Origin of the sequence: Guyparkeria hydrothermalis (genome assembly GCF_023555385.1) — a bacterium.
Taxonomy (GTDB): domain Bacteria; phylum Pseudomonadota; class Gammaproteobacteria; order Halothiobacillales; family Halothiobacillaceae; genus Guyparkeria; species Guyparkeria hydrothermalis_A.
This window is the reverse complement of record NZ_JAJSED010000001.1, coordinates 420216-446456: the sequence shown is the minus strand read 5'-3', so window position 1 is coordinate 446456 and position 26241 is coordinate 420216. Positions and strand designations below refer to the sequence as shown.

Sequence of the window (26241 nt, the reverse complement as noted above, 5' to 3'; positions counted from 1 at the left end):
AACCCACATCATCGACCACAGACCACTGTCGTCGGGCGATTCCGCCCACTAGCGTTTGGGATGGCCACAGCTGTGTTCGTGGTCCTGCTTGGCGGCTGCTCGAGCGAGGAGGGCCATTCAAACGCCCACTCGCAATCGGGCGAACGCAGCGAGATCGATCCGCTCGCCGCAGTGCGATGGGCCGAACGTGCCACCGACGTCTCGACGGCCGCAGCCAGCCCGCTGGTAACCGGATCGGAGGGTTCGTGGGCCTGTGCCTCCTGTCATGGGGAGAATGGCGAGGGCAACAACCACATTCCCGCACTCGCCGGCTTACCGGCGGGCTACATCGCCAAACAGCTGAAGGATTTCGCCGACGGCCGGCGAGAAAACGCCACGATGTCCTCCGTGGCCCGCTCGCTCTCCGACAAAGAGATGGCTGCCCTGGGTCGCTATTACGCCAACCGTACCCTCGACACGCCGGCCGGGGCCTCTCTGGAGGGACGAATCGAGCGCGGCCGAAAACTGGCACTGGAGGGTGACTGGCGGGCGGGTGCGCCCGCCTGTTACAGCTGCCATGGTTCAGCCGGCTGGGGTGTCGGGCAGGCATTCCCGGCTATCGCTGGGCAGCATCCGGAATACATCTATCAACAGCTCGTGGCGTTCGCGACCCGTCGGCGGCAGAACGACCCGGAAGATTTCATGCACGACGTCGCCAAGGTGCTCTCCGACGCCGATCGCCGAGCCCTAGCAGACTACCTCGCCAGCCGACCGCCCCGTCAGGAGCCGAACCGGCTGGCACCGAACACACTCGCACCCGATCGTCCGTCCGAACGCGGGCAACCCACCCAAGAGGAGGACGCGCGATGACCCGGCAGACCGAGAATCCCGAAGAGGGACAGTCCACGGCAGTGCGGATCGCCCTCGCCGTCGCCGGTGCGGGACTCCTGCTTGGGGCAGGCCTCCTGGCCGATCATTACGACGTCTGGCCGTTCACGTCCACCAGCGTCACGAGCGACGAAACGCCCACAACCCTGGCGGACCGGGCCTCTCGCGAGGCGCGCGAGCAGTTGGCGGAGAGCCGCAAGGAGCTCGCGGAAAACGGCGATGCCGCGTTTCCCCAGGTGCCATTGGGCAACGATAACCACTTCGTGCCGCCGGACGACTCGGAAATCCCCAACGGAAAGATGGGCGACGCGATCCGACGCGGCCGTAGCGTGTTCGTGAACACGGGCACCCGGGCAGCCGAATTCACCGGCAATGACCTCGCCTGCGCGAACTGCCATCTGGACAGCGGCCGCCGCCAGGGCAGCGCCCCGCTGTGGGCGGCCTGGGGCGTCTACCCCAAGCACCGCGGCAAGAACGACATGGTCAATACCATGGAGGACCGAATCCGCGGCTGCTTCACCTACTCGATGAACGCGCCGCAGTCGCCCAACGGCGGCCCGCCGCCTGCCAACCACCAGATCTACAAGGACCTGCAGAGCTACATGTTCTGGCTTGCCGACGGCGCACCAGTCGGCCAGAAACTGCCCGGCCGGAGTTACCCCAAGCTCGAGCGCACCGACAAGGGCTTCGACTATCGCCGCGGCGAGAAGGTTTTCAAAGCCAACTGCGCGGTGTGTCACGGGCTCGATGGCCAGGGCCAGAAGGACCTGAACGGACGCCAGGTCTTTCCGCCACTGTGGGGACCGGGCGCCTACAACTGGGGCGCCGGGATGCACCGTGTTCCGACTGCCGCCGAGTTCATCAAGGCCAACATGCCGCTGGGCAAACGAAACTACCTCAGCGACCAGGAAGCGTGGGACGTGGCCGCCTACATCAACAGCTTTCCCCGTCCCCCCGATCCGCGCCAGGTCGAGGAGAATATCTCGGTCGCCGAAGCGCGGGATGCCTACCACAAGGACAAGAAGGGCTATTACGGCCATACCCTGCGAGGCAAGCTCCTCGGCGAGTCATTCGACCAGGCGCAGTGGGAGCGCTTCCGGCAGAAACATCTGCCGACACGGACGAGCGCCCAGCCATGAGGCTGCAACGCACCACCCAGACCACAGCCGCAGTACGCGGACATGCTCAAACCGGGCCCTGGAGATCGCTCAGGTGATCAGTGATGCAACCGCCCCCTGCCCCCCGTCACCGGAAACCCACGGCAGGGCGCTGATGACTATCGAGGGGCTGTGGTGCCCCAGTTGCGCGGCGGCCACCGAAAGACTGCTGCGTGACACCCCGGGGGTGCAGGAGGCCCAGGTGAGCTTTCTGGGCTCCGCCGCCATGCTGCGCTGGGATCCGGAGCGTATCTCCCTTGCCCAGATCGCCGAGAAGGTCCGCCGGCTCGGTTATCGACTGGCACCACCGCGTAGCGAGCGGACCACGCGTTCCCGACTCGACGAGCAGGTGCGTGCACTCGGCATCCGACTGACCGTCGCGGGATTTTTCGGCGTCTGGACGATGCTGTTCTCCCTGCTGCTCTACCTCGGTGTCGGACAAGCGAGCGGCGAAACCACGGGCTGGTGGCTCGCGCTGGCAAGCGCCTCGTTCGCCCTGCCCGTTCTGGGCATCGCCGGTCTGCCCGTATTTGTGGCCGGCTGGCGCACGCTGCGCACCGGCATCCCCGGGATGGATACGCTGGTCACCCTCGGCGTGCTGGCGGCTGCCGGCCTGTCCATCTGGCAGCTCGGCCAGGGTAGCCATCACGTCTACACCGACACGGCCGTGATGCTGGTGGTGCTTCTGACCCTCGGCCGGCTGCTGGAGACGCTCGCCCTGCGACGGGCTGCCACGACCATCGACGCCCTCCACGCCCGAATGCCGGAGCGCGCCGAGCGACTCACTGCCGAGGGCGCGATCGAGACCGTGCCGGCCGAGACCATCGCCATCGGCGAGCACATGCGCGTCCCGGCCGGCCAGCGGATACCTCTCGATGGCGTGATCGAGGACGGCGAGACCCGCCTGGACCGGTCAGTGATGACCGGCGAGTCCCGACCGGCAACCGCTCATCCCGGCGACAAGGTGCTCGCGGGCAGCGTCAATCTGGAGAGTGCCATCACCATCCGGGTCGAGGCGACAGTCGGGGAACGGTCGATCGATCGCATTGGGGAGCGGGTGATCGAGGCGGTCCGCAGCCGGCCGGGCACGCAACGAATCGCCGACCGATTCGCCCGCTGGATCGCACCGACCGCAATCGGCCTCGCTACCCTCTCGGCGCTCGCCGCGTGGCTTCTCGGCCTGTCGCCGGAAGAATCCCTGCTCCGCGCGACCTCGGTGTTGGTGATCGCCTGCCCCTGCGCGCTGAGCATTGCCGTGCCGATCGCGTACGTCAGCCTGGCAGGTCGGGCGGCCAACGAAGGCATTCTCTTTCGCGATGCGGCCGCACTCGAGCAACTGGCCGACGTGGACACCCTTTATCTCGACAAGACGGGCACCCTCACGCAGGGACGGCCTGCGGTCACCGACGTGATGGTGCGAGGACAGTTGCCCGGCAAGAGACGGACGGACGCCGCAACCGTGCTTCAGATCGCCGCCGCGGCGGAAAACGGCGTCGATCACGTGATTGCGGATGCCCTGCGACGAGCCGCGGGCGACACGCCGATGCCGGCCATGGAGGCGCGCCGCCACGCAGCCGGCGTATCGGCAAGCCACCCCGACTGGGGGCAAGTGCTGGTCGGATCGCCACGACTTCTGCGCGATCATGACGTTCAAATCGAGCCGACTCCGGGCGATGACCTGCAGGTGGAGGTCGCGATCAACGACCAGTGGGTGGCCACGATCGTGTTCGACGACCCGTTGCGCGACTCGGCCACAACCACCATCCGGCAGTTGCAGCAAGCCGGAATTACCTGTGGGCTGATCACCGGTGATCGTCGGGTGCCGGCGATGCGCATCGCCACGGCAGTCGGCCTCGCGCCCAGCGATGTCCGATCCGACTGTCTGCCCGACGACAAGGCAAAGTTGGTCCGCGCAACGGCCGGGCCGGTCGCCTTTGTCGGCGACGGCGCCAACGACGCGCTGGCCCTGGCGAGCGCCGATGTCGGCATCGCGGTTGCCAATGCCAACAGTACGGCCGCCATGGCCGCTGATGTGGTGCTCGGCAACGATGGCGTGGCGGGGGTAAGTCGTGCCATCGATCTTGCCCGGCAGGGACGGCGCATGATGCGCCAGAATCTCGGTTTCGCCGTGGCGTACAACGGTATCGGCCTCACACTGGCCGTGGCGGGCGCGATCCAGCCGGTCATCGCCGCGACCGCCATGGCGGCAAGCTCCCTAACGGTCATCCTCAACGCGGCGCGCTTCGGCAGATCCCTGGCGAGCCCCACCGGTCACTCGCCCCCATCTCACCCCGATGTGGCGCCCATCACGGGCTAGCACCGGCATCCTACGTCTACAAAAAACCCCGCCAATCGGCGGGGTTGATCATCCTTGCGCGGTGGCGAACTCAATTTCGTCCGCCACCCATGCCCGGGCTGCGCCGGTAATCGCCATTGGAATCACGCATGCGGTCACGATGCTCCATTTGCTCCTGGGTGCGCTCGCGACGCTCCATCTGCTGCTGTTCCATGCGCTCACGGCCGTCATAGCCGGCGCCGGGGATGCCGCCGCCGGACCCCATGCCCGCCCCGCCGCGCGGCGGCGCTTCCGGCAGATCGACGCCGCGCTCGCGGGCTCGGTCCAGCATCCGATCGTGATGTTCCTGCCGAATCCGTTCACGTTCCTCCAGGGTTTGCGCCTCCCGAAGACGGTCTCGGTACTCGAGCTGCTCCTGCTGCGTCATCAACTCACTGCCGTAGACCCGCATTTCGTCGCCCATTTGCTGCGCCGAGGCAGACAACGGCACTACTAAGCCGGAGGCGAGCAGTAACGTGCCCGCAAGGGGAAAGATCGATCGTTTCATGGCGTACTCCTCCCCGACCACGGGGCATGAAGGGATCCAAGCTGTCAGACAATGTCCGCCGATGGCGGTTTCCCATCGGACGGTAGTCTATTTTCCTCCAATATCCACCTGGCCCGATCCATCTGCATGTCGCCACGCGCAACGTCACCCCACCTCCTGTCGACACGTGTCCTGGTCGCCACCGGCATCGCTCTGGCCGGTCTGCTGTACGCGATGCCATCTCCTGCCCAGAGCACCGATAAAACCGAGGCATTCGACTGGGATGCCGAGTGGGAAGCGGCCGAGGAACGAGCCCGAGAGGAACAGCGCCTGATCGAGAAGGCGCGCCAGGTCAATGAGGGGGAACTCGAATTCCTGACCGACTCGCCACCCGACGATGCGGCGCGCATGGAAAAACGCCTCGTGCTCGACCGGCAAAGCCTCGACAGCGGTTGGGCGGACATGAACCAGTGCCACTATCACCTCGACCCCGCCCCTGCCGTGGAGATCGTCTACAACCCCGACCGAACCCGTGACATCCGCATCACCCGCCGACAGGGTGTGGGACAGGCACGAGTCGAAGGACCGAGCGTACAGATGCGGGAGATCGAACGCGGTGCCTCGATCTGCGTCGCTGCACGCGTGCTCGCCCTGACGCCCGACCCACAGACGGAGGGGTATCTTCTGGAAAACGGCCCCTTCATGCGCCGCTTTCTCGACGGCTATTACCCGATGCGAGTCACGCTGACCGTCGACTGGCCGGAACGGATGCTCGAGGTTGTCTGCAGCGAGCCGCCCGCGCAGCCGGGACTAACCCTCGAGACGCACGACTCAGGGCTGCGCCTCGAGGCGTACTTCGAGGGACGGCTGACCTCCCGACTTCATCTGGTCAGCGGTGCGGCTCCCACCGGCAATCCGGAAACCGGAACGGACTGACGAACCGCTCGTCATCGCCGACCGTCTGCCGATCGGTTAGACTCGCGCGTTTTGCCATGACGGATGCCGCCATGTCCCATGTCTCGACCCCTGCTGCCACGGCGGACACCGATCACGTCGGCCAATCCCCCCTGGATGCCGCCTGGACCATCGACGTCATCGCGCCGCCCGGGCTGGAGACGGCACTGGCCGAGGAGCTGCGCCATCTCACCGGCGCGGCCATCAGCGATCGCCCGTACGGTGCGAGTGCGGAGCTGCCCGCCGAGCTCGTCTACCGGGTCCTGGCGGACAGCCTGATCGCGGGGCGGGTCTATCTGCCGATCGCACGTGGACCCGCTGGCCAGGCCGATCAGCTCTACGACCTTGCCGCAGGCGTCGACTGGTCCAGTCACCTCACGGCCGACGATAGCCTGTCGATCACGGCCACTGGCGGCAATGACCAGCTGCGCCATACCGGCTTCATCGCCACTCGGATCAAGGACGCCATCGTGGACCAGTTCCGTGATGCGACCGGACGGCGCCCGGACGTGGATAGCGAGAACCCCGGTCTGCGTATTCACTGCCACGTCCCGGCTCGGGGCGACGCGAGCCTCGCGATCGAACTCTCCGACGGCTCACTGCACCGACGCGGCTACCGGGTCGACGGCGGCGAGGCCCCCTTGCGTGAAAATCTAGCGGCCGGCCTGCTGTGGCGTGCACGCTGGCCACAGGTCGCCGGCACCGGTGCCGGCCTGTTCGATCCGATGTGCGGTTCCGGCACTTTCCTGATCGAGGCGGCGCTTGCCGTGTGGGGCATGACGCCGGCCATGCGCCAACGACGCTTCGGCTCCCCCGCCTGGCGTGGCCATGACCCGGCGGCACGTGCCGCGATCATCGACGGCGCACCGCACAGCTGGCTCATTGAGCAGCCCGCACGCGGGGCGATCACGATCTTCGGGCAGGATCGGGACCCACTCCAGCTGGCGGCGGCTCACGCGAATATCGAGGCGGCCGGACTGGGCGAGGCCGTCGAGATTCATCACGCCGACAGTTTCAATGCGCCCTGCGCCGCGGCACTTGAGGGAATCGATGCCGGCCTGCTGATCAGCAACGTCCCGTTCGGCCAGCGAGTCGAATCCGCCGGCGACGAGGCCGACTGGGCTCGTCTCTGCTCGCGTTGGATTCACTGCCTGCCGAACTGGTACTGGGGCATCCTGCGCGGCGGCGAAACGGAGATGACCTGGCCGCTGCGTTTCGACAAGCGCCTCACCGTGATCCACGGCGGAGCCGACGCCGAATTCCTTCGCGGCCAGTTCAGTGAGAAAAGCCTGCGCCAGCCGGCCGGACCGCACGCCCTGGCGGGTCGCCTGATTGCCCAGGGACGTGCCGGCGAACGCAGTGCCGAGGATTTTGCCAACCGGCTGAAGAAGAACTGGAAGCAGCGCCAGTTCCTGCTCAAGCAGGGCGACAACGCCCTGCGGCTGTACGATGCCGATCTCCCCGACTTCAAGCTGGCCGTAGACTACTACCGCACCGAAGACGGCGAGGCGTGGCTGGATATCCAGGAATACCAGGCACCGCGTCAGATCGATCCGCAAAAGGCACGTGAGCGTCTGGCGGCGGCCGTGGCTGCCGCAGTGGAGACGCTCGACATCGACGAGAACTGCGTGGTCGTCCGCCAGCGGGCGCGCCAGTCGGGCCGCCAGCAATACGGACGGTTCGGCGGCGAGCACATCGAGCGCGTGATCCGCGAACGGGACACCCGGCTTCTGATCAACCTGACCGACTACCTCGACGTCGGCCTGTTCATCGACCACCGCCTGGTCCGAGATCGACTGGTCGAGCTGGCCCGTGGGAAGCGAATGCTGAACCTGTTCTGCTACACCGCCAGTGCCTCCGTGCGCGCGGCGGTCGGCGGAGCCCGTTCGACCACCTCGGTGGACCTGTCCAACACCTACCTCGACTGGGCCGAACACAATTTCGAGCTCAACGGCATTGCCGTCGGCGGTGATCACCAACTGATACGCGCCGACGTGCTGCGCTGGCTCGATCAGGCAGGAGGCACCGACGCACGCTATGACGTGATCTTTCTCGACCCGCCCTCTTTCTCGAATTCAAAGGCGATGGAAGACGACCTCGACATCCAGCGCGATCATCCGGCACTGATCGAGGCATGCATGCGGCTGCTCGCACCCGAGGGCGTGCTGCTCTTTTCAAACAATCGCAAAGGGTTTACATTGAACCGAAGCGTGGAAGACCGGTCCCAAGCGCATGATCTATCGAGAAAAACGCTGCCAAAAGATTTTTCAAGGACGCCTGGCCGGCGTTTTGTCTGTGAAATCCGGCACCGCTGAAATCCCGCCAGCCCCCGCGCGCAGGCGGGTTACGGCACGTGGACGGCTCGCATCCCTGGCCCTCGTCCCCGGTCTGGCCATTGCTCTGACGAGCGGTTGTGCGAGCCAGATGAACAGCGCAAACACGATGTCTGCCCAGAAGTCTGCCTTGCCCATAGCGAATACCGCCAAGGAAGCCGAGCTCGCCATGGGAATCCCAGATCTGGAGTCGGATCAATCGGTCAGGGACCTCCCCTCTCGCCCCCTGAAGGACATTGATTCGCTCTCCGGGATGCGCAGCCGTTCCAGCGAAGCCGTGGTTCAGGCCGTTGCCCAGTTGGGAACCCCCTATCGCTGGGGTGGTACATCGGCCGAGAACGGCTTCGACTGCAGCGGTCTGACCCAGTACGCCTACCAGGCCGCCGAGCTGCCACTGCCGCGCACCTCCTACCAGCAATATCGCGCCACCCGCCGTGTCGCACGCGACGAACTACGCCCGGGCGACCTGGTCTTCTTCCGTCTCAGTGGCAGCCGCATCGATCACGTGGGCATTTACGTTAGCGAGAACCGCTTCATCCACGCCCCGTCCAGCGGCAAGACCGTCACGTTTTCCCGCCTCGACAAAGGCTTCTGGGCACGTCGATACGTCGGCGGTGGACGCGCCCCGGACGGAAGTGAGCTACAGTTGGCAGGCAACTAGCCAGAAAATACTCTAAAACGCATATTGCCCGCCAAGCCGCGGGACCTGTCTTGAACGACGGAACGACAGGCAGGCAAGCGGCTCGACGAAACACAAGGATCGGCCACGGATTGTGGCAAGTCGTCGACGCCCTTCGGGAGGGGCTGCCATGGATAGGAGGCGCTTTCTCAGTATTGGTGCGCTTGCGCCCCTCGCTGGCCTGATTGGCTGCGAGGGACGCGAGCCGCTTCTGCGCGTGTCTGGCATCACCTGGGTCGGCTTCGAGCCACTCTTCCTCGCCCGGGAATGGAAGCTCCTACCGCCAGACCGCGTTCGCCTGATCGATTCTCCTTCGAATACGAACACCCTGATGCAGCTTGCGGCCGGTGAAGTGGAGGCCGCCACGCTCACACTCGACGAATTCATACTCGCGCGCGCCGGGGGCATCCCGGTGCGAGCCGCCTTGATCTTCGACACCTCGCGCGGGGCAGACGTGCTCATGAGTCGCCCCGACATCACGACGGTCGAACAGCTCGCCGGCAAACGCGTCGGCGTGGAGGAAACCGCGGCCGGCGCTCTGATGCTACGCAGGTCGCTGGAAACCGCCGGCCTCATACCGAAAGACGTGACTCGCGTGCCGCTGCTGGGCGGCGAGCACCTCGCCGCCTACCGGTCCGGGCAAGTCGACGCATTGATCAGCTACGAACCGAACGCCACGCGACTCGAGGCCGTCGGCGCCCACCGACTGCACGACAGTAGCGCGTTTCCCGGTCTGATCGTCGACGTGCTCGCCGTGCATGAGCGGGCCATCGATCGTCAGCCGCGAACCCTCGCGCTGCTCCTCAAGGCCCACTTCGAGGCACTCGGTGTGCTCAGAGCCAACCCCGGCCGGGCACACGAGACAATCGCCCCGCACCTGGGGCTGACCACCGAGGAAACTCACCGTGCATTCCAGGGCATCGAGCTGTTCGATCTTAGGAAGAACCAAGAGTGGCTCGATCCCCCGGCACGCCCCTTCCAGGAGGTGGCCGGAGAAGTGGCCGGCATCATGCTGGTCAATGCCTTGATCGATGAAATTCCCCGATTCGATTCCGTGACCACGGCCCGTTTTCTCCCGGAGGGACCATGACGATGTCTCGCCTGTCACTCCGGGTGATGATCCCCCTCGGGCTCGCCCTAATCTTCCTGCTGGTCACCACGGTGTCGCTGATCAGCGGGATTCACCACCGGTACGAGCTGCTCATCAAGGAATCCGAAAGAGACGCACTGAGTTACACCACAGAAGTGGTACGCATCCTCGAACAGGGCGTGAGTGAGCGCGGGCTGCTACGCAGCCAGATCAGCAGCATCATGACCGATGAACGCGTTCAGGACCTGTTCGTCGTCGGACCGGACAAGCACATCCTGATGGCCCCCGACCCAACGCTTGCCGGCCTGCCCGCCAAATCGGCCGACATGGCATTCGACGAGGAAATCTTCCGCCGACGCCAGCGTGAGCGACTGCCGTACCTTGATCCCATGGACGAGCAGCACGTCATCGAGGCGATGCAATCATTCCAGTTTGGCACCGAGGCAGCCGGCAGCCAGGGGCGCGGGGTGGTCTGCGTGCGCTTTGATCTGACCCGCTCCCTGGCGAATATTCGCAACGAAGCGATCGTCAGCCGGTTGCCGGAGACCGGAGCCATGCTCCTGATCCTTCTGCTCACCGCCTGGCTGCTCAACGCACAGGTAACGCGCCCGCTCGTCCGGCTGCGACGGGCCGCACAGCGCATGCGCCAGGGCAACTACGACGTCCGTCTACCAGAACAGGGCAGCAGCGAGATCACCGAGGTCTCGGAAGGCTTCAACGCCATGGCACGCGCCGTTGCCAAAGCACGTAAGAAACTGCTGGCAAGCGAGGAGCAGCTGAGCGTCGCCCTCGAGTCCATCGGCGATGGCCTGATCGCAACCGACCTCGACGGACGCGTCACCTTGATGAACCCGGTTGCCGAGCGACTCACCGGCTGGTCACGTGAGCAGGCGGCGGGACAGCCGATCGAAAAGATCTTCGTGATCTGCCATGCCGGCGACGAACAACCGGTTCCCGTCCCGATCCGGCAGGTGCTGGAAAATGGCACCCTCGTTGGACTGGCCAACCACACCGTGCTGACGGACCGCCACGGCACGCGTTACCACATCGCCGACAGCGCCGCCCCGCTCAAGCGCGAGGACGGCACGCTCATGGGGGTGGTGCTGGCGTTCCACGACGTCAGCCGGGAATACGAACTTCGAGAGGCTCTGGCAGAGAGCGAGCAACACTTCCGCACCCTGGCCAACAGTGGTCAGGCGCTGATCTGGACCGCCGACATTGACGGCAACCGCGACTACGTCAACCAGCCGTGGCTTTCCTTTACCGGCATGACGCTAGAGCAGGCACTCAACGGCGGCTGGCAAGAGGCCATCCACCCGGAAGATCTCGATCTTCTCCTGAAGGCTGTCGATCACGCCTATCACGAACGTGCGAACTTCACGCGCGAATACCGGCTGCGTCATCACAGCGGCGAGTACCGCTGGCTTCTGATCAAGGGAACGCCGAGGTTCAACAGCCACGGCCAGTTCGTGGGTTTCATCGGCCAATGTCTGGATATCACGAGCGACAAGGAGACAGCCGCCGAACTCGAACGACTGGCCTACCATGACGGCCTCACCAATCTGCCCAACCGGGCGTTGCTCCTCGACCGGGTGGATCAGGCAATCCGGCGGCGCCAGCGCAATGGTGGGGTTGGCGCACTGTTCTTCGTCGATCTCGACGAGTTCAAGCAGATCAACGACCTCTATGGTCATAAACGTGGCGATCAGGTGCTGATCGAGGTGGCCCGCCGACTGACCGGTCTGGTGCGGGACACCGACACCGTTGCCCGGCTGGGCGGCGACGAGTTCCTGGTACTGGTGCCGGAAGTGGCGGATGAGGTCGACGTTGCCCGTCAGGCTGCGGTTGCGCTCGCCGACAAGCTGCGTCACGCAATGGAACAGCCCTTCAAGTTTCACGAGTTCCAGCATGTGGCCTCGGCGAGCATCGGCCTGACGCTCTTCTCCGGCAAGGTGGATCTTGCCGAGGACCTGTTGCGCGAAGCGGACATCGCGATGTATCAGGCCAAGCGCGCGGGGAGAAACAACCAGGTCAATTTCGAATCCGGCATGGTGGAGAAGGTGACCCGACGCTACCGGCTCGAACAGGAACTCAATCAGGCCCTGAGCAATGGCGAGTTCGAGCTTCACCTGCAGACCCAGTTCGACCGCAACGAACGCATCGTCGGGGCGGAGGTCCTGGTGCGCTGGCGACATCCGGTCCGCGGGCTCGTCTCGCCGGCCGAATTCGTGCCGGTGGCCGAGGAAACCGGCCAGATCGTTCACATCGGTGAATGGGTGCTGCGCGAGGCCTGCCACCTGCTCCATGGACTTCAGGAAACCGAGGGCTCTGACGTACCGCCCCCGACCCTTTCGGTGAACGTGAGCCCACGCCAGTTCCGCGACCCGGGGTTCGCGGACCGCGCGCGTGAGATCATCCAGGAGTCGGGCATCGACCCCGCGCGCCTGATGATCGAGATCACCGAGAACGTGCTCGTCAGCCACGCATCGGACGCCATCGACCGGATGCGTTCACTCGCCGCGATCGGTGTGCGGTTCTCGATCGACGACTTTGGTACAGGCTATTCGTCGTTTGCCTATCTCAAGCGCCTGCCTCTGACCGAGATCAAACTCGACAAGAGCTTCATCGACGACGTGCCGAACGCGCCGGGGGATGCCGCCATGGTCGAGGCGATTCTGGCCATGTCCAACCGCCTCGGCATCCAGGTCGTCGCCGAGGGCGTGGAAACCCGCGAGCAGGTCGACTACCTCAAAGCCCATCATTGCGACCGATTCCAGGGGTTCTACTTCACCCACCCGGTCCCCGCTCGCGAGTGGGTCACGCGTCACCTGGAGGGCCTGGCGCCCTCCTGATCCCCACCGTCCTCCGGTTGGCCGTGTTTCGGCTCACGGGCTTCCTCGGCATGCCATACGACCGGCACCTCGCCATCGATGAAGCGCAATGTCAGCGGCAGGCGGCCTGCTGCCCGTCCGCGCGCCTCGACGTCACCTGCACGCTTGATCAACGCGGCCGGCTCGTCCCGTGTCTGTACCAGGGCATATCCGCGTCGTTGCACCTGGGCCGGGCCGAGAGCCTCCAGTTGCCGTGACAGACCGGCCAGCCGGATCCGTTCGTTCTCCAGACGACGCGACATGATCTCGCGATCCACGCGCACCGGCTCGAGAAGACCCGACCACCGGGGCAACAGGCGCTCGCGCACCACCAGCATTCGCCGGGAAATCCGTGTGTGCCGTTCGTCCTCCGCGTCCAGGGTGCGGCGCAGCAGCTGCCAAAGCATCCGTCTCGGCTCGTCGAGTTGCGCCCGCAGGATTTGCAGGCGGCGCCGTGGGTGGTGCCTTTCAAGCTCGCCCCGGATGGCCTGCAGCCGTTGGCGGCCGGTACCGATCCGACGCTCCAGGGAACGACGCAACGGCGCGTCCAGCCCGGCCAGTTGCAGGTGGGCCAGTCGCAACCGCTCGGTCGGCCCAGCACGCTCCAGACGACGTGCCAGCCAGTCGCCACGTTGGGCCTCGTTCTGCAGACGCCCCAACCAGGACGAAGCAATACGTCCGGCCCGCTCGACCACCTGACGCCGCAAATCGGCAACGGTCACCGGCGTGGCCAGTTCGGCCGCCCCGGTAGGAGTCGCCGCGCGCCGGTCGGCCACCAGATCGCAGAGCGTGGTATCCGTCTCGTGCCCTACCCCGCTGATCACCGGCACCGGACTATCACGAACAGCCCGCACCAGACCCTCGTCGTTGAACGACCACAGGTCGGACAAGGACCCGCCCCCGCGCACGACCAACGCGACATCGAAGTCGCCATCACCTAACTGGGAGACTGCCTGGCGAAGCTCTGCCGCCGATTCCGCCCCCTGCACCCGAACGGGAAACAGGCTCACCCGAGCGAGGGGAAAACGCCTCGCCAGCGTCACCCTCACGTCGTGAATGGCCGCGCCAGTATCCGAGGAAATCACCGCGATGTGGCGCGGCAGCATCGGTGTGGCACGCTTTTTCTCGGCGTCGAACAGCCCCTCGGCGAGCAGGCGCTGCTTGAGTCGCTCGAATTCCGCAGCAAGCCGCCCCTCGCCGGCGGGGGCAACTGACTGAACGATCAGCTGATATGCCCCGCGAGCGGCATAGATGCCGAGGCGCCCGGTGACCACGACCTCCTCGCCTTCGCGCAGAGGGTAACGACAGCGCATCGCATTGCCGCGGAAGAAGGCGCAACGCAACTGCGACTGATCGTCTTTCAGGGCGAAATAGTGATGGCCCGAGGCGGCACGCTTGTGCTCGCTGACCTCACCGATCACTTCGACCGTGCCGAAGACCTGGCTCAGGAGATCGCCGGCTTGCTTGTTGATCTGTGTGACCGACAGCGCGGTCTGTCCACTCGATGACGACATCGGTTACCTGCGATGTTTGTCGGCCCGTTCGATCTGGGAGCGAAACGAAAAAGGCCGCGAACCTAGGTCCGCGGCCGCGTCATTCTTGCTGTTTCCGGACGGCAAACCGACGCCCTCAGGCAGGCGCCGGCAAGAAGCCCTAGCCAATCAAAGGCTTACCAAGCCTTGTACGGGCCCGGGTTCGGCTGGCTCTCGTACTGCTTCTTGGCCAGGCCTTGCAGCATTTCGATGCGCTCGGCTTCGGCGATGGCCTCTTCGTAGTTGCCTTTCTCGGCCATCTTGTCCGCGCCGTGCATCAGCGACTTCTTCCACTTGGAACCGGTCGGGCTCATGGCGAACGCGCCAGCGCCCATGCTCTCGACCGACTCGGCCGCCTCGATCGCCGCGGAACGAGCTTCTTTGTAGTCTTCCATGCCGGCAGCGCTTGCGATGCCGGAGGTCGCGAACAGTGCCGCGCCGGCGCCCATAGCGATCAGGTGCTTGGCTTTAATCATTGTTTATCTGCCTCCTAGGTGGTTTGCTCTGGTAGCGGGTTCGACTTTAGCGCAATCAAAGTCGGGATGCCAACACCCCTCCGGCCCGCATCCCGATTGTACTTCGCGGACCCGGCATACGGGGCGGCACCCCCATGCGGACATTTACCCGCCGCGCGGACGCCACTATAATTGCGCGGACACTTTCTACCATCCGCAAGAGTCCCCGAAATCATGCGAATCCTCGAGGAAGGTCTCACCTTCGACGACGTGTTGCTCATCCCGGCCCGCTCCTCCGTGCTGCCACGCGATGTGTCGACCGTCTCGCGCCTGACCCGCAACATCCAGATCAACGTCCCGCTGCTCTCCGCGGCGATGGATACCGTGACCGAGGCGCGACTCGCGATCGCCCTGGCACAGGAAGGGGGCGTGGGGATCATCCACAAGAACATGTCGGTCGCCCAGCAGGCCGAGCACGTCAGGCAGGTGAAGAAGCATGAATCGGGCGTCATCAAGGACCCGATCACCGTGGGCCCCGACATCAGCATTCGCGATGTGCTGAAGATCACGCGCGATCACTCGATCAGCGGTGTGCCAGTCGTCAGCGAAGGCAAACTGGTCGGTATCGTTACCAGCCGCGATCTGCGCTTCGAGCAGAACCTCGACCAGTCGTTCGCCAACATCATGACCGGCAAGGACGAACTGGTCACGGTCAAGGAAGGCGCGGGTCGCGAAGAAGTCGAGGCGCTGCTCCACAAGCATCGCATCGAGAAGGTGCTGGTGGTCAACGACGACTTCGAACTGCGCGGGCTGATCACCGTCAAGGACATCCAGAAGTCCACCGACTACCCGAACGCCTGCAAGGATGCCTCGGGTCAGCTGCGTTGCGGCGCGGCCGTAGGCACCGGCGGTGACACCGAGGAGCGCATCGAGGCCCTGGTGGCTGCGGGCGTGGACGTGATCGTGGTCGACACCGCCCACGGGCACAGCAAGGGCGTGATCGACCGGGTGGCATGGGTCAAGAGCCGCTTCCCGCAGGTCGACGTGATCGGCGGCAATATCGGTACCGCCCAGGCGGCCCTCGAACTGGTCGAAGCGGGCGCCGACGCGGTCAAGGTCGGCATCGGCCCGGGCTCGATCTGCACCACGCGGATCGTTGCCGGCGTGGGTGTCCCGCAGATCACCGCGATCTCCAACGTGGCCGAAGCCCTCAAGGACACCGACGTGCCGCTGATCGCCGACGGCGGCGTACGCTTCTCCGGCGATTTCGCCAAGGCGATGGCGGCCGGCGCCCACAGCGTGATGGTGGGCTCGATGCTCGCCGGCACCGAGGAAGCCCCGGGCGAGGTAGAGCTGTTCCAGGGCCGCTCCTACAAGTCCTATCGCGGCATGGGTTCGCTGGGCGCCATGCAGCAAGGCTCTTCGGATCGCTACTTCCAGGCCGACACCACCGCCGAGAAGCTGGTGCCCGAGGGCATCGAGGGCCGCGTGCCGTACAAGGGCTCGCTGGTGGCCATCATCCACCAGATGGTCGGCGGGCTGCGCTCCGCGATGGGCTACGTCGGTGCCAAGGATGTCGAGACGATGCGAAAGCTGCCGCAGTTCGTGCGCATCACGAACGCCGGCATGCGCGAATCGCACGTCCACGACGTCTCGATCACCAAGGAAAGCCCCAACTACCGGGTCTGATCCGACCCGGCGCCCCGAGAGGGGCCGACTACCTGATCGACCCGGCACCGTTCGCCGGGTCGAGTCGTTACAGGGCCCACGCGACTCACGACCGGGCCCCATGCTGAAAACCACGGACAAGACGATGACCGATTCCTCGACCATCCCGCACCAGGACATTCACGCCGAGCGCATCCTGATACTCGACTTCGGCTCGCAGTACACCCAGCTGATCGCCCGCCGGGTACGCGAATCGCGCGTCTACTGCGAAATCCACTCCTGGGATGTCGACAATGCCTTCGTGCGTGAATTCGCACCCACCGGGATTATCCTGTCCGGTGGCCCCGAATCGGTCATCGATCCGCAGAACGCCCCGTCGGCACCCGAGATGGTATTCACCCTCGACGTGCCGGTGCTCGGCATCTGCTACGGCATGCAGACCATGGCCGCCCAGCTCGGCGGCACGGTGGAGAATGCCAGCCACCAGGAATTCGGCTTCGCCAAGGTGCGCGCCCGCGGCCACACCGCGCTGTTGAAGGACATCGAGGACGAGGTCACCGAGGAAGGCTTCGGCATGCTCGACGTCTGGATGAGCCACGGCGATCATGTCGTCGAGATTCCCGAGGGTTTCAAGCTGATGGCCTCCTCGGACAATGCGCCGATCGCCGGCATGGCCGACGAGTCTCGCCACTTCTACGGCGTGCAGTTCCACCCCGAGGTCACCCACACCCGTCAGGGCGCGCGCATTATCGAGCGCTTCGTACGCGAGATCTGCGGCACGCAGGGCTTGTGGCGCTCGGATGCCATCATCGACACCATGATCGAGCAAGTGCGCGAGAAGGTCGGTGACGAGGAAGTCATCCTCGGCCTGTCCGGCGGGGTCGACTCCTCGGTGGTCGCCGCCCTGCTCCACCGCGCCATCGGCGACCAGCTGACCTGCATCTTCGTCGACAACGGCCTGCTGCGTGAGGGTGAAGGCGACCAGGTGATGCGCACCTTCGCCGAACACCTGGGCGTGCGCGTGATCCGGGTCGACGCCGAGGAGCAGTTCCTCTCGCGGCTGGCCGGTGAGGCAGACCCGGAGGCCAAGCGCAAGATCATCGGCAACACCTTCATCGACATCTTCGACGAGGAGGCCGGCAAGCGCGAGAACGCCCAGTGGCTGGCCCAGGGCACCATCTACCCCGACGTGATCGAGTCTGCCGGCTCCAAGACCGGCAAGGCGCACGTGATCAAGTCGCACCACAACGTCGGCGGCCTGCCCGAGCACATGAAGCTCGGCCTGGTGGAGCCGCTGCGCGAACTGTTCAAGGACGAGGTACGCGAGATCGGCCTCGAGCTGGGTCTGCCCAGCGAGATGATCATGCGCCACCCCTTCCCCGGGCCGGGCCTGGGCGTGCGCATCCTCGGTGAAGTGAAGGGCGAGTATGCCGACCTGCTGCGCCGTGCCGATGCGATCTTCATCCACGAACTGCGCGAAGCGGGCTTGTACGACAAAGTCTCCCAGGCCTTCGCCGTGTTCCTGCCTGTTCGCTCGGTAGGCGTGATGGGCGACGGCCGCCGCTACGACTACGTGGTCGCCCTGCGCGCCGTGGAAACCATCGACTTCATGACCGCCCGCTGGGCCCGCCTGCCGTACGAGTTCCTGGAAAAGGTCTCGCTGCGCATCGTCAACGAGGTCCGCGGCATCTCGCGGGTCGTCTACGACGTCACCGGCAAACCGCCCGGCACGATCGAGTGGGAATGATCTCCTGCCAGCACCAGTGCACCTTGAAAAACCGTGGCGAGCCGCCCGAGTGCAAGGAGCCGCGGAGCGCGCGACGAGACATATCAAGAGGATAGGCGAGGAGCGAGCGAGCACGTGAGGCAGCAATCGGGTGGCGCAGTAGGTTTTTCGGGGTGCACATGAGCGGTCGCGACCGACAGCACATGCGGGAGTGCCTGGCGCTTGCCCGGCGCTCGATCATGCTGGGCGAGGTACCGGTGGGCGCGGTGGTGATCGACGCGGACGGCAAGACCATCGGCCGCGGCCACAACCGCCCCGTCGGCTTCCACGACCCAAGTGCACATGCCGAGATCCTCGCCATGCGCGAGGCCGGCCAGGCCCTGGGCAACTACCGACTCGACGGCTGCACACTCTACGTCACACTCGAGCCCTGTCCGATGTGCCTAGCCGCCGCCTCTCACGCCCGGATTGCGCGGATCGTGTATGCCGCCCCGGACCCGCGCGCCGGTGCCTGCGGCAGCGCGATCGACCTCAACCGGTCGGACTGGCACCACTTCCGACCGGTGATCGACACCGGCCCCTGCGAGGCCGAGGCGGCCGATCTGCTGACCCAATTCTTTCAGGCGCGGCGTTGAACGTCCGCCACCCAACGGATCCCCCATGCCCCTGCTGACTGTCGACAACCTGCAATTCTCGCTGGGCGAACGCGCCCTGCTCGATCACGTCAACCTCACCGTCGAGCGCGGCGACCGGCTTGCCCTGATCGGCCGCAACGGCGAGGGCAAGTCCACTTTTCTCAAGATGCTTGCCGGTATCCAGCGCGCCGACGACGGCCAGATCCGCCTGGAGCCCGGTGCGAAGGTCGCCTACCTGCCCCAGGACCCGCATCTGGATACCGACGAGACGGTCTACTCGGTGATCGCCGAGGGCCTCGGTGACCTGCACGACGTGCTCACCGAGTATCACCAGCTTGCTCAGAACGCGGACAGCGACAAGGCACTCGAGCGACTCGCCGATCTCCAGCAGCAGCTCGAGGTGCGAGACGGCTGGCTGGCCGGACAGAAGATCGACGAGGTGATCACGCGCCTGGGTCTCGATCCGGACGTGCCGGTCCGCGGGCTGTCTGGCGGTGAGCGCCGCCGCGTGCTGCTCGGGCAGGCGCTGGTGATCGAGCCGGAACTGCTGCTGCTCGACGAGCCGACCAACCACCTCGACATCGCCGGTATCGAGTGGCTCGAGGATCTGGTACGCCGTTTTAATGGCGCGGTGGTGTTCATCACCCACGACCGCGCCTTCCTGCAACGTCTGGCGACCGGCATCGTCGAACTCGACCGGGGACATCTCACCCTCTGGCCGGGCGACTACGACAACTACCTGCGCCGGCGCGAGGAACGCGACAACGCCGAGGCGCAGGAAAACGCCCGTTTCGACAAGACACTGGCACAGGAAGAGGTCTGGATCCGCCAGGGCATCAAGGCCCGCCGCACCCGCAACGAGGGCCGTGTGCGCAACCTAGAGCGCCTGCGGGCCGAGCGCGCTGCCCGACGGGAGAAGGCCGGCAAGGTCGAGCTCTCCGCAAGCTCGGGCAAGACCTCCGGCAAGATCATCGCCGAGACGCAGCACGCCAGCGTCTCCTTCGGTGACAAGACCGTCATCCGCGACCTGACAACCACTATCCTGCGCGGCGATCGCGTGGGGCTGGTCGGTCCCAACGGCGCGGGCAAGTCCACCCTGATCAAGCTGATCCTCGGCCAGATCGAGCCGACCGACGGAAAGATCAAGCGTGGCTCGCAGCTCGAGGTGGCGTACTTCGATCAGCACCGCGCCCAGCTGCGCGACGACTGGACCGCCATCGAGAACCTCTGCGACGGCGGCGACCGCCTTCAGGTGGGCGAGAGCAACGTCCACGGCATCGGCTACCTGCAGCAATTCCTGTTCACTCCGGACCGTGCACGAACCCGAGTGGAATCCCTCTCGGGGGGCGAACGCAACCGACTGCTGCTCGCAAAGCTGTTCGCCCGCCCGGCCAACCTGCTGGTGCTCGACGAACCCACCAACGACCTCGACCTCGAGACCCTGGAAGTGCTCGAACAGGCACTGGCGGACTACAAGGGCACCCTGCTGCTGGTCAGTCACGACCGGGCGTTCCTGGATAACGTCGTCACCAGCCTGTTGGTGTTCAAGGGCCACGGCGAGATCGAGGACGTCGTCGGCGGCTACCAGGATTACCTTGATCAGGCGTCTCGACAGCAGGCCGCGACGACCGCATCCACGCCAAAGGCCGCCACCGAGAAGGCGCCCACGGCCAAGCCCAAGAAGACGAGCAAGAAGCTTTCCTACAAGGACCAGCGCGAACTCGATGCCCTCCCCGGTCGCATCGAGTCGCTGGAAAACGAGCAGGCGGAGCTCCAGGCGGTGATCAACGATCCGAGCTTCTACCAGGGCGATCCCACCGAGGTGGAGCGTACGCTGGCCCGTGTCAGCGAGCTGGAAACCGAGCTCGAACAGGCCCTCGAGCGCTGGATGGAGCTCGAAGGCGACTGACCCGACAGCCTTCGCCCCCCCTTTCGCTTAGCCATCTTCGGTCAGGCTCACCGCCCCGTTGCGCCATCCGATAGCGAACGGCGATCCGTAGCGGTGTGAACTATTCCCCCAGTAATCGACTCGGGTTAAAGCTTTTGCCATATCGGCCGATTCCCTGAGGCGGATCGCGCATTGTCGTGTCGTTCCGACCCAGTTAAAGCGGAGTCAACAAAGCATGCCTGCCCTGTTCAAGAATCTGTCGATCGGTGCCCGACTTGCCCTCGGGTTTGCCCTCGTCATCGTCTTCATCGCCGCCCTGGTGATCCCATTGGTGATGACGGAGTTTTCCTCCACGATAAAACAAGCGCAGCAACGCGAACTCAAGGGTCTGTTCGAAACGGCGCAGGCCCAGATCCGCGCCGAGGGCCGCCTTGCCGAGGCGATGAGCGTGGTGGTCTCGAGCATCCCGGATGTCGGCCAGGCAATGGCCGAGCGTGATCGCGAGCGCCTGGCCGACATGATGCTGCCGATCTTCCCGCCGCTGAAGGAGGATTTCGGCGCACGCCAGTTCCACTTCCATCTGCCGCCGGCGATTTCGTTCTTCCGCGTTCACAAGCCGGAAAAATTCGGTGACGACCTGTCCGGCTTCCGCAAGACGGTGCTGGCGACCAACAACCGCCAGGAGCGGATTCGTGGACTCGAGCGCGGCGTGGCCGGGCTGGGGATGCGCGGCATCTCCTCGATCAGCCATCAGGGCCAGCACCAGGGCAGCGTCGAATTCGGGATGAGCTTCGGCCAGCCGTTCTTCGACAAGTACAAGAGCGACTATGGCGTCGACATCGGCCTCTACCTGGTCGCCGACAACGGTTTCGAGACCTTCGGCTCGACCCTGGCGAATCCCGACACCCTGACCGCAGACAAGCTGGCCGCCGCGAAAGCCGAAACCACCATCTGGGAGCACGAGATCGGCGAGACGCCGTCGGTGACCTACGCCCACACCGTGGCGGACTTTTCCGGCAATCCGGTCGGCGTTTTGGCCGTCACCATGGACCGCAGCGATTACGTCGACCGGCTTGCCGCCGCACGCAACCAGGTGATCACGGTCATGGCCGTGGCCATCGCGATCGCCGCCTTCATCGGCTTTTTCATCACCCGAAGCATCACGCAGCCGCTTCAGCGCACCGTTCGTGCCATGGACGACATCGCCGCTGGTGACGGCGATCTCACCCAGCGACTCGATGAAAGCGGCCGCGACGAGATCGCCGATCTGGCCGCCGCATTCAACCGCTTCGCCGGCAAGATGCGCGACTCCATCCACGAGGTGGCCAACTCGACCGGTCAGCTGTCGGCCTCTGCCGAGGAGCTGTCGCAGATCACCGCCGATACCAACGAGGGCGTCCAGCGGCAACGGCAGGAAACCGAGATGGTCGCGACCGCGATGAACGAGATGACCACCACGGTCCAGGACATCGCCCAGAACGCCTCCGGCGCGGCCGATGCCGCCCACAACGCGGACGAAGAGGCCAAAGACGGCCAGCGCGTCGTCGACGAGACCATCGCGCATGTGGCCGCTCTGGCCGACGAGATCGAGGCCGCCGGTACCATCATCGGCAACCTCGAGACCGCGAGCGAGAAGATCAGCACGGTAGTCGACGTGATCCGCGAGATCGCCGAGCAGACCAACCTGCTGGCACTCAACGCCGCCATCGAGGCCGCCCGGGCCGGCGAGCACGGCCGTGGCTTTGCGGTGGTCGCCGAGGAAGTGCGCTCTCTGGCGAGCAAGACGCAGGCCTCCACTCAGGAGATCCGCGAGATGGTCGAGAGCATCCAGGGCGGCTCCAAGCAGGCGGTCAGCGCCATGCAGAGCAGCCAGGACCATGCCCGTCAGACCGCCGATCAGGCACGCGAGGCCGGCCAGTCACTGGTGACCATCACCCGCGCCATCGAGACGATCACCGACATGAACCACCAGATCGCCTCGGCCGCCGAGGAACAGGGTCAGGTCGCCGAGGAGATCAACCGCAACGTCTCGAACATCAACGAGGCCGCGGCACAGACCGCCGAGGGCGGCGCTCAGACATCGACCGCCAGCCACGAACTGGCTCATCTGGCCTCGCAGCTGCAGGCACTGGTCAATCAGTTCCGCACCTGAGTCAGTGCGACCGACGAGACGAAGCCCCGCATTCCGCGGGGCTTTTTTTATTGCGGCCCGCCGCGACTCCCCGCTGCTTCCTCCGCTCGCACCCGAGCCCGGATGAAATCGCTGTGCGAGACGTAGAGAAGATCGGAAATCTGCCGGATGGTCGACTCTTCCAGGTGATGCTTGCCGGCATCGGCATATGCCACGCGCCATAGCGTCTCGACGACGCGGCACTTCGCGGCCGGGTCAAGCCGTTCGTTCAGCAGTCGGACAAAGGGAAAAAAAAAGCCGGTGGAATCGTCGACCTCGGCGGCCGCGTGTTGGACGAGGTCGTCCGCGTCTGTCTCGGACATGTCGAAATCCTCGACCAGAGTGCGGCGGATGACCGCCAGCTCCTCGTCCGCAATATCGAAGTCGGCACGGGCGACCTCCATGAGCAGGATGGCCACCGCGGCATCGACACGCATCTCGCGGCGCGCCTCGCTGGCCGGCTCGTCCGGGAAAAACAGGGATTGAAGGGTCTTGAGCATCTCGAATCGCTTGCCGGTATACGTGGGACAACCATAGACCCGTGACGGGACCTCCACAGGCCCGTATCTCCGCCCGACATGCCACCATAGCCCCGAAGCTGCCGCGCCCGGGAGCAAGCCGGCGTTCCGGTGATCACCAAGACCCCGATGTGGCAGCAAAAAAGCCCGACCTCATCGAGGGCCGGGCCTTCCAGGAGAATCAGGATGGTACGACCTAGGTCCCGGAAGCCAACGTCCGGGAGGGGCACTGTTCGCTTCCCTCGACCTCGCCGGTCATCTTCAGGAACGCGTTGAACGGTTCGACCACGCTTGCCGCCTCCATCTTGGGGCCATCGAACTTGAGCTTGCCCGACATCATCGATCCCATGGCACCGCAACCGAAGCTACCCTCACCCATGCACCGCCAGTCCTCGTCGGTCGCGTGCATCAGGTAGTCGGAATCCTCGTTGAGCGACGCCGTTTTGGCCGCACCACCATAGGTGCACATCGCCTTGCCTTCCTGGTCCTCGATGCGCAACTCCACGCGGGTCTCCGCGCCGCACTCGTCACGGTACATCTGGATGACCTTGTACCCCTTGTCGGACGTGTTGGCAGCCCAGGTGTCACCGCTGAGGTCCGAAACCAGCGTTTCGGTCTGGTTCCACTCCTCACACATTGCCTCGGCCCACTTCTCGCCCATGAACGTGTCGGCGTTGACCGCAGCCGATACCATCACGAGTGAAGCGACCGCAGCGCCCTGACAAAACATCCCTTTGAAAACCGACATAACAAACTACCTCCCTTGTTCATGAATATTGGGATTCCTTCCGGCCGAACGTTAACCGGCAGTGGAAACAATAAGGAGGCAAGCACCGGCGAACAAACAAAACGTTCCTATTTTTTATACAAATTGCAAATATATGAGTAAATCACTAATACGTACCAACTAATACATAACGATAAGCAAAATCACGATTAAGGATACTGGCAATTTTAAAAACACAGTTAAAAACCACTCTGATGAAATCGGCCAGCCACCGGACAATCACTGACCGATGGACCAGCTGAACCTGGCGTTTATGCGCCCATCCCGGTTGCCAGTCTCTACATCCCGGTCACCCACCGGCTTGGCATACTCGATCCCCAGCCGATACGAGTCGCCGCCAACGAGCTCCACGCCCACACCGACCGACGCGAGGTTGTTGTCGACGTCACTCTCATGAAATCGGGTATGCGCGGCATCTGCCACGACGTAGGGCTCGACACGACTCACCCATCCCATGTCGACCGCGAATCGCCGCCGTGCCTCAAGCATGACCCCGGCACCGTAGTCACCCTCGGCCTGGCCACTGCTGTACCCCCTACCGAATCGTCTACCTCCGTAATTGCCACGTTCGGTTGGCGGCAGCGAATCGTCTGACCAGAACATTGCCCAGCGTGCATCAAGCAGATAGGCGGTCGTAATCGCTTTTTTCCAACGGGACTCGATTCCCAACCGAGTGAAATCGAGGTCATGTCCCGAATCCAGCGATTCCCTTGAGCCTCCATTCTGAAGGTAAAAATCGTCGGTTCGGTGACCCACATCGACGCCCTGACGAATATCCGCCTTTAACTCAAGCAGTGTGGAATCACTCAATCGACGGGTTACCGTACCCAGCTCGACGACCGAATAATCGATGTCGTTTCTTACCGTCAGCCGATCGCCAATGCCATATCGGGAAGAGTCACGGATGTGGCCGAAATAACCGGACAGCGACCATTCGTGCCGATGGCCGAGCTTGATCGGGTACTCCGCGCCGACGCGATAGCGATCCACCCGCTTTTCCTGAGCCAGACGAATGTCGGCATCCCAGGGGGCGACACCGACCTCCTCGGCCTCGTAGCGGCTCGCGCTGGCGGACGCACGCCAGCCATCGCTGCCGATATCCTGCTGGTATTCAGCCGCGTAATAGCGATCGTCCCCGGTCGGGACGAGGGCCGCCACAGACAGCTTTTCCGCATAACGGGTGTTGGACTGCAACGCGAGCCCGCCCAACACGCGATACTCATCCACGTTATCGCCGGAGACCGAAACGCGCGGCTGCACATGGTCGACCTTGCTCTGAACCACGCGCAAGGTCGTCGCGCCATTTGGCGTGCGAGGCACCGGTGCGTTTACCTTCAGGTTTACCCCCGGCATTCGATTCATCAGTGCGGTGTAGCGTTCGAACGTCTCCCGTGTCAGTGGGCGTTCACCCACGACCCGCTCGGCCAGGGCCTCCACGCGATTGCGGACGGCCGGATCCTCTATTTCGAGCTCGGTGCGCGCAACGTAGCCCTCGACCAGAACTACCTCGAGAATGCCCGCGTCCAGCTTCCGGTTCCGAAGATAGGCATAGGACAACGGATAGCCCGCGTCGTGATACCGATGCGTGATGTCCTCGACTGCCGCCGAGATCCGCTCCACGGTAACGGTCTTCCCGATCATGCCCTGGAAATCCCGTGCGAGCGCCTCGAGCGGAAACACGTTGCCACCCATAAAGCGGACGCTCGTCACCTTGACGACCGTCGCTGGATCGACGCCTTCGGTGGCCCCGGGCAGGCTGACCGTCGATTCGGCAGTGGCCGATGGCGCGTTATCTGCGCCCATCTCCTGGGTCGGATGTTGCTCGTCGATCAGATCCGGAGCGCTCTGACCGTAGGCCGCGGGAGCTAGCGTTGCCAATATTGCGAGACATAGTGACCGAAAGCCTGAGCGCACGAGCCCGCAAGCCTGGCGGTGATGCGTGATTCCTTGCGCCGAGGGCTGAAAAACGTTGTCCATAACTGAAAATCGCTGTGGTTTCTGATTCGTAATCGAGGACGACCGAGCTCGGATTCGGCTACCGGCCGACGATTAGGGCAGGGGTGATCCCAAAAAAAGGCCCGGCTCGCATC

At 64.6% G+C, this 26241-nt stretch carries 19 protein-coding genes; 13 read left to right on the top strand and 6 right to left on the bottom strand.

Annotated features, from left to right (window positions below):
* The first annotated feature begins 60 nt into the window (after nucleotides 1-60).
* The 3 genes from LV476_RS02140 to LV476_RS02130 all read left to right on the top strand — a co-directional run bounded on the left by LV476_RS02140 (nucleotide 61) and on the right by LV476_RS02130 (nucleotide 4341).
* On the top strand, nucleotides 61-849 hold the full coding sequence (locus LV476_RS02140) for a c-type cytochrome (protein WP_250072809.1): 789 nt from the start codon (nucleotides 61-63) through the stop codon (nucleotides 847-849).
* The gene (locus LV476_RS02135) at nucleotides 846-2006 is read left to right on the top strand and encodes a c-type cytochrome (RefSeq protein WP_250072807.1); all 1161 of its coding nucleotides are present in this window, start codon (nucleotides 846-848) and stop codon (nucleotides 2004-2006) included. The genes LV476_RS02140 and LV476_RS02135 overlap by 4 nt, the downstream gene beginning before the upstream one ends.
* A gap of 133 nt (nucleotides 2007-2139) precedes the next feature.
* Nucleotides 2140-4341: a heavy metal translocating P-type ATPase gene (locus LV476_RS02130; protein WP_250072805.1), complete on the top strand. Its 2202-nt coding sequence runs from the start codon at nucleotides 2140-2142 to the stop codon at nucleotides 4339-4341.
* A gap of 70 nt (nucleotides 4342-4411) precedes the next feature.
* Here LV476_RS02130 and LV476_RS02125 read toward each other — a convergent pair whose 3' ends face one another.
* On the bottom strand, nucleotides 4412-4867 hold the full coding sequence (locus tag LV476_RS02125) for a hypothetical protein (RefSeq protein WP_250072797.1): 456 nt from the start codon (nucleotides 4865-4867) through the stop codon (nucleotides 4412-4414).
* Between the two features lie 126 nt (nucleotides 4868-4993).
* Here LV476_RS02125 and LV476_RS02120 point away from each other — a divergent pair, with 126 nt between their 5' ends.
* From LV476_RS02120 to LV476_RS02100, 5 genes are all read left to right on the top strand, one after another.
* Nucleotides 4994-5782, top strand: a complete 789-nt coding sequence (locus LV476_RS02120; protein WP_250072795.1) for a hypothetical protein — start codon at nucleotides 4994-4996, stop codon at nucleotides 5780-5782.
* 71 nt (nucleotides 5783-5853) lie between these two features.
* Entirely contained in the window at nucleotides 5854-8115 is a 2262-nt protein-coding gene (rlmKL, locus tag LV476_RS02115) for a bifunctional 23S rRNA (guanine(2069)-N(7))-methyltransferase RlmK/23S rRNA (guanine(2445)-N(2))-methyltransferase RlmL (protein ID WP_250072793.1), read from the top strand.
* 187 nt (nucleotides 8116-8302) lie between these two features.
* A complete protein-coding gene (locus LV476_RS02110; protein ID WP_250072791.1) occupies nucleotides 8303-8794 on the top strand; it encodes a C40 family peptidase in 492 nt (163 codons plus the stop codon).
* A 148-nt stretch (nucleotides 8795-8942) separates the two neighbouring features.
* A complete protein-coding gene (locus LV476_RS02105) occupies nucleotides 8943-9902 on the top strand; it encodes an ABC transporter substrate-binding protein (protein ID WP_250072789.1) in 960 nt (319 codons plus the stop codon).
* The gene (locus LV476_RS02100) at nucleotides 9899-12754 is read left to right on the top strand and encodes a bifunctional diguanylate cyclase/phosphodiesterase (protein WP_250072788.1); all 2856 of its coding nucleotides are present in this window, start codon (nucleotides 9899-9901) and stop codon (nucleotides 12752-12754) included. The genes LV476_RS02105 and LV476_RS02100 overlap by 4 nt, the downstream gene beginning before the upstream one ends.
* Here LV476_RS02100 and xseA read toward each other — a convergent pair.
* Entirely contained in the window at nucleotides 12727-14286 is a 1560-nt protein-coding gene (xseA, locus tag LV476_RS02095; RefSeq protein WP_250072787.1) for an exodeoxyribonuclease VII large subunit, read from the bottom strand. The two genes, LV476_RS02100 and xseA, sit on opposite strands and share 28 nt — an antisense overlap.
* A gap of 155 nt (nucleotides 14287-14441) precedes the next feature.
* On the bottom strand, nucleotides 14442-14780 hold the full coding sequence (locus LV476_RS02090; RefSeq protein WP_250072786.1) for a hypothetical protein: 339 nt from the start codon (nucleotides 14778-14780) through the stop codon (nucleotides 14442-14444).
* A 213-nt stretch (nucleotides 14781-14993) separates the two neighbouring features.
* Between LV476_RS02090 and guaB the strand changes: the two genes are divergently transcribed.
* The 5 genes from guaB to LV476_RS02065 all read left to right on the top strand — a co-directional run bounded on the left by guaB (nucleotide 14994) and on the right by LV476_RS02065 (nucleotide 22828).
* A complete protein-coding gene (gene guaB / locus LV476_RS02085) occupies nucleotides 14994-16448 on the top strand; it encodes an IMP dehydrogenase (protein ID WP_250072781.1) in 1455 nt (484 codons plus the stop codon).
* A gap of 124 nt (nucleotides 16449-16572) precedes the next feature.
* Nucleotides 16573-18174, top strand: a complete 1602-nt coding sequence (guaA, locus tag LV476_RS02080) for a glutamine-hydrolyzing GMP synthase (RefSeq protein ID WP_250076209.1) — start codon at nucleotides 16573-16575, stop codon at nucleotides 18172-18174.
* 158 nt (nucleotides 18175-18332) lie between these two features.
* Nucleotides 18333-18788 carry a nucleoside deaminase gene (locus tag LV476_RS02075; RefSeq protein WP_250072780.1) on the top strand — a complete coding sequence of 152 codons (456 nt, stop codon included), beginning with the start codon at nucleotides 18333-18335 and terminating at the stop codon, nucleotides 18786-18788.
* A gap of 25 nt (nucleotides 18789-18813) precedes the next feature.
* Nucleotides 18814-20697: an ATP-binding cassette domain-containing protein gene (locus LV476_RS02070; protein ID WP_250072779.1), complete on the top strand. Its 1884-nt coding sequence runs from the start codon at nucleotides 18814-18816 to the stop codon at nucleotides 20695-20697.
* Nucleotides 20698-20911: 214 nt separating this feature from the next.
* On the top strand, nucleotides 20912-22828 hold the full coding sequence (locus tag LV476_RS02065; protein ID WP_250072778.1) for a methyl-accepting chemotaxis protein: 1917 nt from the start codon (nucleotides 20912-20914) through the stop codon (nucleotides 22826-22828).
* A gap of 47 nt (nucleotides 22829-22875) precedes the next feature.
* On the opposite strand, the gene LV476_RS02060 is transcribed toward LV476_RS02065, so the two are convergent.
* The 3 genes from LV476_RS02060 to LV476_RS02050 form a co-directional block, all read right to left on the bottom strand.
* Entirely contained in the window at nucleotides 22876-23346 is a 471-nt protein-coding gene (locus LV476_RS02060) for a TerB family tellurite resistance protein (protein WP_250072777.1), read from the bottom strand.
* 214 nt (nucleotides 23347-23560) lie between these two features.
* Entirely contained in the window at nucleotides 23561-24058 is a 498-nt protein-coding gene (locus LV476_RS02055; protein ID WP_250076207.1) for an SCP2 sterol-binding domain-containing protein, read from the bottom strand.
* Between the two features lie 312 nt (nucleotides 24059-24370).
* Nucleotides 24371-26128, bottom strand: a complete 1758-nt coding sequence (locus tag LV476_RS02050; protein ID WP_250072776.1) for a ShlB/FhaC/HecB family hemolysin secretion/activation protein — start codon at nucleotides 26126-26128, stop codon at nucleotides 24371-24373.
* Nucleotides 26129-26241: the final 113 nt, after the last annotated feature.